The 14,055-nt window shown below is 73.6% G+C and carries 1 protein-coding gene (running past one end of the window); it reads right to left on the bottom strand.

Annotation, left to right across the window (positions count from 1 at the left end; genetic code table 11):
- On the bottom strand, nt 1–14,055 hold the 5' portion of the coding sequence (locus ACIPRD_RS08055; RefSeq protein WP_401561071.1) for a lonely Cys domain-containing protein. It extends 17,895 nt beyond the left edge of the window; the window shows 14,055 of its 31,950 coding nt (coding positions 1–14,055); its start codon is at nt 14,053–14,055; the stop codon falls past the left edge of the window.

Below are 14,055 nucleotides of genomic sequence, written 5' to 3'. Positions count from 1 at the left end.
GTAGAGCACGACGTGCGGCAGGTCCTCGCCCGTCCTCCTCGCCCCGGGCGGCACGAAGTCGGCGGACGAGCCGCCGTCGCGCACCACGGTCACCTTCACGCCGAAGGCGCGCGCGGCGAGCGCGGGCAGCACGTCGGCCGCGCCGTGGTTCCAGCCGGACTCCCCGTCGGCGTCGCCGGACCTGCGCAGTTGGGCGGCAGCGAGCGCGGCGCGGGCCTCGTCGGGCAGCAGAGCGTGCAGCGGGATGTGACCGGTCGCGTCGAACTCGCGCTGCCCGGTCGAGCCTTCGGGGTACCGGACGCCCGCCTCCGCCAGCTCCTCCGGGCCGAAGACGTCCTTGGTGTCGGGCGCGACGAACGCCAGCAGGTCGGCGTTGTCCGGGTCCGTCAGGTACTCGCTGAGCAGGGCCCGCACCGCGCGGCCGGTGTCTTCGGCGGTGTCGGCCTCGACGAACTGGCCGAGACGGTACTGGTCGACGTGTGTGAGGGCGTCGGCGAAGGAGCGGAAGAACGCGTCGCCGTCCCGGGGCACGTCCCGCAGTTCGTACGTGCGCGTGCCGTCGGGGGTGGTGAGGACCACGTGACCGTCGTCCTCAACGGGCGCGGTCGTCCACCGCTCGGCGGGCGCCGAGGTGTCGGCCGCGAGGGGGGCCGGCGTCCAGGACACCTCCGGCGGCTCGGCCACGCCCTGACGCTCCTCGGCCGTCAGGCGGTGGTAGCGGGTCAGCCGGTCCGCCTCGGTGCGCACGCGGCTCAGGTCGGCGGCGGCCTTCTCGGCGTCCGCCAGCTCCTTGCCGAGCGCCTCCCACTCCGTGCGCTGGGCCTTGGCGGCCCTGGTCATCGCCCGGGTGGCGTCCTTGACCCGGGACCGGGCTCGCGCCTCGGCCTCCGCGTCACCGTGCCGCCGGGCCCGGGTCAGCTCGCCCTTGGCGTCGCGGAGTCCGGCCCGCGCCTCCCGATGCGCGGCGCGCAGGTCGGGCATGCCGCGCCGGGTCGTCCAGTACGCGTTGTCCGCGGCCACCCAGGCGTCGGCCGCGTTCTTGACCTTGTCCCAGCCGTCCGCCACGGCCTCGGGGAAGTTCTCGTCCGTGACCAGGCCGAGCTCGCGGGCCACGTCCTCGCGCACCCAGGCGATGACGTGCGCCTCGGTCTCCACGGCCTGCCGGCCCGGCGCGAGGCCGAAGGGGCCGAAGCCCTTGCGTACCCACGCGCCGAAACGGCTGTCCTTGATGGTGCGGTGGACGTCCGCGACGCCCAGCCACGTCGTCGGGACGGCGAACAGGAACGCGCGCCCGGCCGCCGGCCTGAGCGTGATCTGACCCGCTTCGGTACGGCCCTGTCGTCGGGTGTCGGTCTCCGACGTGCCCACGTCGGCGTTCCGCAGCCCCGGCAGGACACGCCCTGTCTCCTCGTTGCCGACCACACCGGGACCGCCGCCGAAGACCGGCTGCTGTCCTCCGCCGCGTCCCACGGACGATCCGTGGGCACCGGTGCTGCGCTCGGCGCTCTCCATGGCGGCGCTGGGGGCGACCGTCAGGAGGGTCGCCGCGCCGACGTCGGGCCGGGAGTAGAGACGGTAGTCGCCCTCGGCCCCGCCCACGAAGGTGTCCTCGAACAGGCCGGCGACCTGATAACCCTCCGGCTGCGTGGAGTCGGAGAAGAACGCCGCGAGATGGGCGGCGGCGGTGCCGTCGTGGAGGGCGAGGGCCGACTCCGTGCCGGGGCTGGTGAGCCCGGACTCGCGGGCCTTCCGCGCCGTGGACACGAGCCGGTCTCCCCGCAGGCGGACTCCGGACGGGAGGTCGCTGCCGAGCGCGACGTCCTGCGCTCCGGCAGCGGGTTGCGTGCCGGGGCGGGCCGGGCCGGCTTCGCGGATCTCCTTCACAAGGGCTGTGAGCCGGTCTCCCCGCAGGCGGGATCCGGGGGTGAGCCCCTCGCCGAGCGGCGTGCCGTACGCCTTGGCGACAGCGATGTCCGCCGCGGTGCGCACGTTGTCGAGACCCACCACCTGACGCACGTGGAAACCCGCGTCGGGCAGGGTGAACGGCGTGGACCGGCCGTCGGGACGCGCCGTCGCACGCCACTTCTCCATGTTCTGCGCGGTGACGTCCACCGGGTCCCAGACGTGGACCTCGGCTTCGGGAGGGGGAACCGCGGCCGTTCCCAACGGGTCCGGCGTGATCGCACGGTGGGAGGCGGGCTGCGCGGTGCCGGCCGTGCCGTCGCCGGCGTCGTCGCGGTCCGCGGCAGTGACGGCCTCGTCCGTGGCGACCGCGCCGTCCGCGGCGACCGTCGGCGCGGGCTCGCTGAGGCTCAGCGGGACCTGGTCCCTGAGCTCTCCGACCGGCCCCTCGGCCGTGGCCGTCGTCCCGTCGTGCAGGGTGAGTGTCAGCCTCATCGTGTACCGGGTCAGGTACTCGGCGTACGGCTCGTCCGCGGTGAAGAACGTGCTGCGCATGCGCGCGTGCGAGTCCACCGACTGGACCTGCTGACTGGTGGAGCCCTGCTCCGAGTAGGAGGGTCCGGCGGCGTTGGCCAGCTCGTCGCCGGTGCGCACGAGGTCGCCGGCCATGGGGCCGAACGTCTTGGAGCGGCTGTCGGACCGCACGGTCTCGGTGCTCTCGGCGGCGATCCGGCCGTCGGTGATGACCGTACTGTGCCCGAGGCCGTCGAACACCGGCTCGGCCGCGCTGAGTTCGGCCCGGTATTCCAGGCTCCGCCCCAGGACCGTGACCCGGCCCCGGCCGTACCTGCCGACGCGGGTGCGTGACGCCGCCCCGCCCGACGTCATCTGCTCCCGCAGGGCGCGCAGGGACCGCGGGGTGCCCATGCTCCACACCCGGTCGCGGCTCGAGTCGTCCGCGCCGAGGTCGCGCAGGATCCCGTCGAACTCGGACAGGACCTTCGTCGCGTCCAGGGTGCCCACCGGGTAGGAGCCGAACTGGCCGGCGCGCAGCCACTCCGGCTGACGCCACGCGTGCGCCGTGTAGCGCGGAACCTCACCCATCCCGTCCCGGATCAGGCCGAGGCGGTGGGCCACCTTCTCCGAGACGTGCCCCCACCAGTCGGAGGCGAACGTGAAGCGCTTGCCCGCCCAGAGGCTGCGCGTCCGGGTGGCGAGGGCGTGCAGCGGTGCGAGGAGGCCGTCGCCGCGCACGGTACCGGCGATGTCGTGCCGCGAGTCGCCGACCACCAGAACCTTGGGGGCGGCGTCCGCAGGGTTCAGTTCGACGGTGACGGAGCGGCTGACGGACTTCGCGAGGGTTCTGCCGCGGCTGATACCGGCGGCGAAGCCGTACCGGCCCTCCACCGTGGGAGTGGTCTCGTGCGTGTGCCCGGCGTAGCCCGTCAGCCCGAAGGTGAAGGTATGGGTGGTGGCGTGCGCACCGGAGACCGTGGTGTCCGCACCGAGGGTGTGCTCCGTGTCGATCTTGACCGGCTTGGACCAGGCCCTGAGGTTGCCGACGCCGGTGCGGTGCACGAGCGTGCCGAGCCGGTTGAGGTACGGGCCGAGCCCGAAGAGGCCGTTGACGCGGGTTCCCGCCGGCCCCGACGTCTGGTCGAAGCCGGCGTCGAGGTACGCCGACGAGAACGGTCGCGTCATCGCCGAGTGGGCGGGGGCTCCCTTCTGTGTGAACTGCCAGTTGCCGTGGGACACCGTGTCCATCACCTGCTCGACCCCGTCGAGCAGTTCCTGGTGGGCGCCCACGCTCATCACGTAGTACGGGAGGTTCCCGAACGGGTTGCCCTCCTGCGCCTGTGCGCCGTCCGGGCCGCCCGTCGCCAGGGCCTCCGCCTCGGAGGGCGTCAGGTCCGACTCGGTGTGGCGCGGGCCGTCCGGGACGACGGCGTGCGGATCGGTCAGCTGGGCGTGCTCGGACGGCACGGACAGCAGCACGCGTCCGCTGACCCGTGCACCGGCCAGCTCCTCCTCGGGCTCCCGTGACAGGAAGAACCGGGTGGCGAGCAGACCGAACGACAGCGCTCCGCGCACCAGTTGCCTGAACCTGCGGTAGCCGCCCGTGGACGCGGACAACTCCACCTTGAAGCTGTACAGATGGGAGGGCGACGTGCTCACGGACAGGGACTCGAACGACGTGGTCGAGCCGTATCCGGTCCTCCCGCCCCTCTGACTGCCCCAGCGGGGGCCCGCCTGCACGAGTCCGAGGTTCTCCGGCCGGCCCAGGAGGTCGTGCCTGGCGTCGGCGATCTGCACCCGCCCGACCACACCGTTCTCGACCGCCTGGACGACGTTCTGCGTCCCGTCCAGACGGTCGGTGCCATGTGAACCGGTACGCACGAGCACGTCGTTCTGGGTGCCCTCGTACCGTGCGTCGGTGAGCGGCCGACCCTTGATCCAGATGTAGCGGTGCGCGCGGTGGAGACGGCCCGGCACGACGAGCTGGATGGGCAGACCTGTGGTGACCACGGTCTTCAGGTTGCCGCGGAGCATGCTGTCGGGGCTGAGCGCCTGGATGACCTCCAGGGTGTTCTGGAGCGCCGTCCGGTAGTGCTCGTACCCTCGCCAGCGGGGGTCCTTCGCATCCCCGAAGTCCTCGAACGGGGCGACCATACCGGGATACTTCTCGGCTGCCGCCCGCAGGACCCGCTCCGTGAACTCCTCCAGCGTCGCCCCGCGCGGCCCGCTCTCCAGGGACGCGTCCTCGGCCCGCGGAGCCGGGTCGTCGTGGAGGAAGGCCTCGGGCCTGCTCATGGCGAGGACGACCGGTTCGTCTCCGGTCAGGTAGACGGGCGCGGACGGCTCGTTGGCCTTGCGCGAGTCCAGGGCCGTACCGTCGTCCCAGCCCGCGAGGCGGCGCGCTTCGGTCGCCGTCATGCGATCGAGGCTCCACGTGTCGAACGACGTGGTCTCCCGGTCTCCGGTCAGGCGGACGTGGACGGTCTTCTGCACGAGATACAGGCCCGTGGGAACCTTCTTGGCCCGCCCGGCGATCTTCCGGCTGCCCGATCCGCCGAAGGCCGATCCGTGCTCGGTCGAGCGCCCGTAGCGGAACACCCAGCCGGCCACCGCACGCAGGCCGGCCGCGAGCCCGAACAGATCCGGCAGACCGGAACCGGGCCCCAAGGTGGCGCTGATCTCCTGGCTGTAGGTCTTGCCGAGGATCCGCTCGTTCCTGATCGTCGCCTGGATGGTCGCGCGGATCTCGGCGGCGGTCGTCTCCGTCAGGAGTGTGGCCCTGCCGGGGACGACCCGGTCCACGACGAAGGCGCCGAGCGGCTTCCTGTTCCAGTCGTCCGCAGCCAGCTGGCGTGTGGTGACGGGCCCTTGCGCGAGCCTGCCGGCCATACGGTGGAAGTTCTCCGTGGTGAAGAACTCCGAGACCTCGTCGTGCGCCGAGGTGCCGAGCCGCCCCGCCGACCGTCCCAGACGGTCCAGCGCCCACTGCCTGATCCTGTCCACCGGGCCGAACCCCTCGGTGTGCACCAGGCGGTAGCTCACGTCCGGGTCGACGTCCATCTCCAGGGGCATCCGGCCCGCCGGGCCCGGTACGGTCTCACCCTCCGACAGGCGTACGGCCAGGCCGTTGCGCACACCGAAGGTGAAGTGCGACTCCCCGGGGGCATGGCCTTCCCAGGCGCTGCGACCGTACGGGTAACCCTCCAGGTGGACCTCGTACTGCACGTCGTCCAGGTACAGGTGGGACGTGTCGCTCATCCTGGTCTCGACCTGGCTGAGCGTCTGGTTCTGCATCACGTAGTCGTACGTGCGGCTGTAGCCGACGCCCACGCCGAGCCTGGCGTAGCCGCCGGCGGGTCCCAGCGAGGCCGCCGGGGCGATGCGCAGGGTGTTCCTCTGCTGGGTGTTCGCTCCGGTGGTCACCTGGCTGCGCTGCGCGTTGTCGAACTTGGACGGCGAGCCGTGGCCGTCGGGGATCCGTTCCCACTCGTCGTGGGGCCGCGTGACGACCCTCAGCCGGCGCGCCCAGCCCCGGTCGTCCAGGAAGGTGGGGCCGCGGTAGCCGTCGCCGTGGAAGACCCCGGGTGTGTCGCGCAGCGCGCCGCGCAGGTCGTCCAGGGCCTCGGCCCTCGCCTTCGCCCGGTCCTTGGCCGCGGGGCCCGACAGTCCTGCGCGTTCGATGATCTCGTCCGCGACCTGCTCGATGCCCCGCAGCCGGACGACGCCGGTGCCGTACGTGCCCGACATGCCGGACTCGGTGCCGTCGCCGGTGATGTAGGCCGGGAGGCGCGAGCCGTCCTCGAAGGTCACCCTTCGCCCGAAGGGGGGCGGTGGCTGCATCTCGCGGTCGACGCGGGGCCTGCGGTGGATGTTCAGGATGGATTCGGCGGTGGTGTTCGGCAGTTGCACGAAGGAGGCACGGTCCGGCCGCCTGGGCGTGGTGCCGTCCTCGAAGTGGACCCGTGGCCTGGGTGGTGGCGGCCGGTCGACGCCGAGGTCCTCGACCCGGGCCCAGGGCGTCCGGTCGTGGGCGGTGGCCACCATGTCCAGCACTCGGGTCCAGTGCCCGGGAGTCTGAGCGGTGTCCTCGGGCAGCCCCAGCACGTCCCGGGTGACGGTCCGCAGCAGGCCGGCGCTCATGCGGGGGGCGGAGTGGGTGGCCGGCCGGCCGTCGGGGCCGGTGTTCCAGCGCAGTGTGTCGAGTTTGTGGAGCTGTCCGAGGAGGCCGTTGCAGGCGGGGGAGGCCACGACCGTGGGGCCGAAGGTCTCGCCGAGCGTGCGGACGTACTGCCGGACACGGCTCGTGGCCCAGGGGTCCGCGGAACCGTCGCCCTGGTGGACCCCGGCGGCCCTCGCCAGGGCGTCGACGACAGGACCGGCCTTCGGACCCTCGAAACCGGGGCGCTCCTCCTTGCTGCCGAGGCGTTCATCGAAGCCGGGGCGTTCATCAACGCCGAGGCGCTCCTCGAAGCCCACGTGTTCCACAAGGCCGGCGCGTTCCTCCAGAACGACGCTGTACGGGTTGCCGGACGCACCGCCCAGCAACCCTGGCCGCGGACTCGCCGCGTTGACGATGAGCTGGGCGACGCGGCCCGCACGCTCCCGCAGCGGGCGCGGCACAGGCCCCAGCCAGTGCCGGGGAAGCCGCTCGTGCCAGCGGGCCACCGTCTCCTGATCCGCGGAAACGCCGCGGTGTCCGGCCCTGTCCAGCATGCGCCGTACCGCCGCCACGAGGTCCGGATCGCGCTCCGGACCACCGCGGCCCACACCCGCGCCCGGCTCCTCGTCCGCTCCGGACGCCGGATCCGAAGGACGCACCACCCCGATCAGGTCGTCCCCGGCGAGCGCAGCGGGTTCTCGCCGGCCGTCGGACCTCACGGAGCCGGATGCCGGGGCGGGTGCCTCGGCCGGCTCCCGCTCGCCGTACCGGTCCGCCCTCTGCTCCAGATAGGCCTGGACGTGCTCCTCCCGGAGCCGGCGGATACGCTCGTCGGCCCAGGCCGCCGCCAGTTGCGACGTCAGGTCGACCGGGCTGATGCCGTCGTCGGCCAGCACCCGGTCGAACTCCTGCTCCGCGGCATGCCTGTCCTGGGCGACCCGTGACAGGTCGTCGAGCAGGGACTCCAGGCCGGTCAGGGCCCGCGGAAGGCCGTCGGGCGTCACCTCGGAGAGACCGTCCGCGAAAGCGTGGGCGATCCGGCGCTGCTCCCGCTCGTACCAGGTGGTCAGCCGCCTGGACCAGGCGACAGCCGGGCGGTTCCCGACCAGCTCGTCGATCCGCCGGAGTGTGCCGTCCATGCGCGCGGCCCGGTCTGCCAGCGACCGCGCCCGCGCCTGGGTGCTCGCGTTCAGGCGGACCAGGGATTCGGCGCCGTCCTGGCCGGTGCGGCCGGCGACGTGGTCCTGTACGTACCGCTGCCGCATCTCCTCGATCTGCCGGTCGTACCACGACCCCGCGCCGGGAACATGGGCGCCCGGACGGGCCAGGCTCGTCACGCCGGTCTGCGGCGTCCGCACGAGGAGGGCTTCGTCGAACGCTTCGGCCGCCCGCCGTTCGAGCCGCTGCCTCTCCACGAGCTGCCGCGACGTTTCCGCGGCCTGCCGGTAGCTCTCCCGGTAGCGCTCCACCAGCGCGTCGACCGCCCCTGGGGCGGACGCGTCGGTCCGTGCTCCCGGCGCGGGGGGAAGGGCGCCGATCTCCTGGACGAACCGGTCCCGCAGGGCCCTGACCGCCTCGCCGTGGCCGAAGCCGGGCGTGGAATCGGCGAGGCCGGCCGTCTCGACCTCACGCCTGAAGACGTCCTTGGCCCGGATCACGGCGCCGGCACGGTCCAGCCGCTGCTGGAGTTCCGTCTCCAGATCCTCCGGGACGACGGGCGGCCGCTGCGTCCACCGGTCGGCGAACCAGTCGCGGACCGTCTCGACGGGCTCGCTCCACTGGGCGGTGGTCAGCTCGTCACGGTCCTGGCGGTGGGCGAGCCGCCGCTGGAACTCGCGGTACGCGTCGGCGCGGAGCTCCATCTGCGGGCGCAGGCCGACGAGGGCCCCGCGCAGTCGCCGGCCGGGAACGGAGACGGTGGCGGTGTCCTGCACCGGCTGTGGCGCGAGGCCCGGCACCGGCGCCTCGGCCCGGCGCCAGGGGGGCACGGGCAGGTTGGTCCGCGGGCGCGGCCCGGCCAGCGGATCGCTCTCCCACCACCGGTACGCCGCGTCCTCGTGCCGGGCGGTGTCGGTGAGCCAGCGCAGGCGGAAGCCGGCCCGTGCCACCGCCAGCTCCCGGGCGACGCCGTCGCCGGCCTGGCGGAACTCCTGGAGGAACAGGCCGTCGATGTCCGTGGCGTCCCGTACGTACGACTGGACCCGCGGGTCGCGGAACGACTGCGCGCGCTCCTGCAGTTGCTGTCGGATGTGCTGGGAGGTACGCGTGCGCTGCTGCATGTTCCGGAACAGCGCGCCGAGGTGCGTCCGCCGTGCCTCGGCGTCCGCCGATTGCCCGGCTGCGTCGGCCTCGGCCCGGGCGCGGTCCCCGTTCTCCCGCAGCCGGGTCCCGAAGACGTCGCCGTCCTCGCGCTCACGGCTCAGCCAGCCCGCCAGATCGCGGTCCGCGGGGCCGTACACCATGTGGTGCAGCCCGGCGAGGTCGTCCCGGAACTCGCCGGACACCGTCTTGAAGGCGCCCTCGCTCATGTCGCGGCGCCGGCCGCCCGTCCCGGCCGCGTCGTCCACCTTGACGGTCAGGGTGTGGAAGTCGTCGGCGCCGTCGCTCAGTGCGCGGCTCAGGTCCGCCTCGTACTGGAGACGGTCCACCAGCGAGTCGGCGTAGGGCGCGAAGCTCTCGCGCCGGTACGCCGCCTCCCGCGCGTCCAGCTCACCGGCCGCCCAGACACCCTCATCCGGCATCCCCACGTGCCGGCGGTAGGCGTCGGCCATCGCGGAGCGGAAGTCGGCGCGGACCCGGGCCACTTCCGCCTCGGTGGCGTGATCCGGCCGCAGGGCGTTCCACATCGGGGTCTCGTCCGCCGCGCGGGCCGCATGCTCCAGGCCGACGTGCAGGTCGTACCTGCCCGGCATCCGCTTCATCAGCGTCACGTGGACGTCGGCCAGGTCGGTGATATAGGCGTCCCAGTCCGCACGGGACAGATCCTTCGGGGAGCGGCCGTCGAGCAACCGCGGTCCCTCCTTGCGGAAGTCCGCGAGGTGGTCCGCGAGTACCCTCTCGTCCAGGTCAGGGACGCCCCACTCCTCCGTCTCCTCGCGTCCGGTGTCCCGGGTGAACACGTCGTGGAGACGGCTCTGCTCCTGCCGGGCGTCGGCGATCAGGGAGTCCTCTGCCACCTTGGCGTCGAGGCGGCCCTCCCAGCGCTCCTCCAGCTCCGTCAGCCGCGAGTCGAACCGGCGTATCCCCGCCAGGGCCTGGTCGACGGGGAGCGTCCGCACGACGCTCCCGCCGGGGAGGGCCCTGGTGGCCTCGGTGTGCTCGGCCAGGAAGTCGTCGCGCAGCGACTGCCATTCCTTGGACGACCGGTCCAGCCCGCGGGAGTCGGCCATCCAGTCGAGCTGACGGGTCGCCTGCTCGGCCAGTTCGAGGTGCGTCTGGAGGCCGTCCCTGCGCGATTCGTACCACTTCCGGACGTCACGACGGAAAGCCGACCAGGCCGCCGGGCGGTCCGCCTTGCGGCCCACCTTCCGCGTCGGTTCGGCTATGCCGTGCCGCCGGGCGATGCCCTGGACCTCCTCGACGGTCTCGGCGAGGAAGTCGGCTCGCACCTTCGCCTCGTCGGCCGGGGACATCATCCAGCGGCCGTGCCGGCCGTCGCCGCCGCCGAAGAGTCCGTCGCGGCCGTAGAGCCGGGCCGCGGTCGGGCGTGCCTCCACATCCGACAGGGCCCGGTCGAAGTCCTCCTCCATCCGCTGCCGCGTCACGAGGACCTCGGCCTCCAGGCGGTACCGCTGCGGCAGCGACTTCTCCAGCGCGCCGAGCCGACGTTCGAAGGTCCGCTTGTTCATCTCGCCGCGCTGGTACGCCTCGCGCAGCGACGCGTCCTGGGCGGCGAACCGCTCCGCCGCGCCCTCGCGCCAGGGACGCGGCTGCGGGGTCCGGTAGCGGGCGTCCTCCCGGACCATCGTCTCGGCCACGGTCCTCGCCAGCGGGCCGCGGCCGCCCTGGTCGACCCGGTCGCCGATCGTTTCGGCCAGCCGGGCCACCGACGGCGGCTCGGCCAGCATCTCGGCCACCCGCTCCATCACGGTCAGCCCCTTCAGGTCCTTGCCGCTCTCCCGGATCTCCTGGAACCTGGTCAGGTAGTAGGCGTGCGCCGCTTCCGCGACGTACTCGTCGGACACACCGGCCTTGCGCGCCCAGCCCTCCGGTTCGAAGCGTTCGTTCAGTTCCAGTGCCCGGGCCGCGAGGTCCCGCGCCGACACGCCGGGCGCGGCGTCGCGCAGCACCGGCTCCAGACGCTGGGTCACCCGGTCCAGCCGGTCCCCCGGCAGCACGGGCTCGTTCACCTCGTGCAGGCGTGGCTCCAGGGTCGACGCCAGTGCCCGGGTCACGTCGTCCCAGTGTTCCTTGACCGCGTCGCGCACGGTGTCCGCCACCGAGCCCAGAAGACGCTCGGGTACGCCGGCTTCCCGGGCCACGGCCTCCAGGTCCGCGATCATCTCCCCGTCGGGCAGGAAGGAGTTCTCCGCCGGGTCGTCACGGAACTGACGGTAGGTGTCCCAGGCCGTGCGGAGGGCGTTCACCCGCTGGTGGAACGCGTCTTCCTCCTTCTGCAGACGCGCCCGGGCGCCGGAGTGCAGCGCGTCCTTCCAATTTCGGAACAGTCCCTCGCGCCCCGCCTGCCGGTCGAGGACGAATGAGTACGGCACGTCTTCGCTTCCGGGCGGGCGGGATCCGGCCGCGGCCGGATCCTGGACCGGGGCGGCGGGCGAAGAGTCCCGGTCCGCGTCCGCCGGACGGTCCTGTCCGTGCGTCGGCGCCGCGGTCGTCTCGTCGGCCGGCGCCGCGTCGCGAGCGGACCCCGGGCGCGGGGAGGCCTGGTCGGAGGGCGCCGGACGGCGCGAGGTGCCGCCGGAGCCGGTGTCCTGGTCCGCGACCGCCCGGGCCGCGGACTCGGAGGTACGGCCGACGGGTTCCGGGGTGAGGGTGGTCCTGCCGGCCGGGACCGCGGAACGCCGCTGCGGCTCGGGGGAGCCGTCAGGCTCGGCAGTCCGCCGCGGCGCGGAAGAACGGGCGGCGGGAGCCGTCCCGGTGTCACCGCGCCGTTCCGCCGGCCGGTTCTCCGCCGGGTCGGGAACCTCGGGGTTCCGCCCGGGTCCGGCGCCCCGCGGTCCGGGTTCCGGTTCCCCCGTACCGGTCGGGCGACGCGTCCCCTCGGCCGGTTCGGCGGGCGTCACAGGGCGGGCCGACGACGATCCGGCGGACGCGCGCTCTCCCGGGACGGGCCGCTCGCCGTTCCTGCCGCCTGCCGCCATGTCGCTCCGGCTCGGCGGTACGGTGCTTGCGTGCTCGGCCTCGGAGCGCTCGGAGCGCGAGGTGGAGGCGGGCCGGTCCTCGCCCCGCAACGGCCGAGCAGGAGCGTCTGCCGGACGCGTGACACCTTCCGCCGCGTCCACACCGCCCGAACGGCCCGCCCGCGCGGACCGGTCCGGCAGCGGCTCACGGCCCTCAGCGGGCGTGAGGGACCGGAGCTGCCCTGAGCCTGCCCCCGCGCGGGAGGACGACGGACCCGAGGTCCTGGACACGGTGTCCGACGGTGACGTGCGGTACGGCGCCGCTGGTACGTCGTCACCGGGGACCCGGGCCGACGTGTCGCCGTCACGGGGCGCGCTGCGGCGGGGCGGGGTGCCCGCGGTGGCCGGGTCGGTGACGGGGCGGGAGGAGGTACGGACGCCGTCGGTCCCCTCCTGTGTCCGGACGCGGTCCGCCGGGGTGCCGTCCTCAGGTGCCCTCCGCGACGCCCCGTTCTCTCCGGTCGGCGTCCGGGGCGCGGCGTTCTCTCCCGTCGTCGTCCGGGGCGTGGCGGTGCCGGGCAGGGTGCCTTCGTCACGGCGCGGGGCAGTGGGGTCCTGCCGGGGCGTCCCCGACTGCGCGCGCTCGGAGCCGGGTTGCCCGTCCCGTGTCCCGGGGCGCGACTGCGGCACCCGGTTCGCCGTGGCATCCGTTCCGTCGACCGGCCGGACGGGCTCGCTGTCCGGTCCCGCCTGGCGACGCGTCACCTCGTCGGGAGCCGTGGATCCGGGACGGCCCGACAGCACGGGCCGCTCGTCCGAGGGGCGTGGCGTCGACGCCGGCCGGTCCGCAGGGGACAGACCGTCGTGCGGTGTGCTCACCTGCGGCCGGTCGGTGCCCCGCGCCGATCCGGTTCGGGCCGGCGGGGCGCCGGCGTCCGTCACGGGGGCCGCGTGCGAGGTCCGGTCCTGCACCCTGGTCACCGGGGGCGAGGAGGTCCTCATCGGCTCCGCGGCGGCCGGCTTCGTGCGGACGCCGGTGACGTCCACGGGGGTGCGCACCGTTCCCCCGCCGGGCCCGGTGCGCACCACGCTGCGGGAGTTGGTGGGACCGTCGACCGTCGGCTTGACCGTCGCCGACCCGCTGGTGATGGTGCGCGGCGGGGAGGAGGGACGGGGCGGTGTGGCCCCGGTCCCGACCCTCCCCTTGGAACCGAGTGCCGGCGGGGTGACGTCCGACGCGCCTCCGATCCTGACATCGGGGGTGTTGACCTCGGCCCCGCCGTCCCGCCACGTCCGGTACTTCCCGAAGCCCGCCTTCAGTGCTCCGCCGGCTCCGATGAGGGGCAGCATCATGATGCCGCCGACGACGAACTCCTCCCATCCCTCTCCGGTGGTCGGGACCGGCGACCAGTGGGACCAGTCGGTGTGCGTGCCCAGGATCGCGTCCGTCACCGCGGTCGTGGCGGCGCTCGACCCGACGAAGTCACCGCCGTACACCGTCGTCATGACGGGATACCGGAGCCACGCGTTGGCGTCCAGGAGGTTCTTGGCGCCCGCGGCCCCGTCGACCACGACGGTGGCCGCCCTGGCGCCCACGGTGGCGATGCCCGTCGTGATGTCCGCGATGCCCTGGGTCATCGGCGCGACCGCCTCGGCGATGTCGCCGATCAGGCCCTCGACCTCGGGGACGATCCTGGTGAGCTGGCTGATCGCCTCACCGATGGTCCTCGCGACCGCGCCCAGCGCCGCTATGAGCGCCTCCAGCGCGTCTCCGATGAGTCCGACGATCTCGCCGATGAACATGCTGAAGAGGCCGAAGATCCCGCCGATGATCGCGGCGAGCACCATGGCCAGGGACATCTTGCTCTCGGACGCCGCCTGCTCGGCCCGCAGCATGGCGAAGTAGTTGATCGACTCGCCGAGGTCCCAGCAGCTCTCGACGACCTGCGCGACGAGCGGCCGCAGGCCGCCTCCGACAAGGTTGCCGTCCGCCGCGACGTAGCTGCTGTCGAAGGCGAACGACATGGAGTTCGCCGCCTCGCCCATCCACGCGCCGTTGACCAGGTCGAACTGGGCGCCGGCCATCTGAGCCAGCTGCTCGTCGAGTACATCGCCGAAGGTGATCCAGGCGTTGCCCAGCTCGAAGACCGGGTCGGGGTCGAACGTGATGTTCTTGTCCAT

Source organism: Streptomyces sp. NPDC090108 (assembly GCF_044747185.1).
Taxonomy (GTDB): domain Bacteria; phylum Actinomycetota; class Actinomycetes; order Streptomycetales; family Streptomycetaceae; genus Streptomyces.
This window is presented reverse-complemented; position numbering and strand designations above follow the sequence as displayed.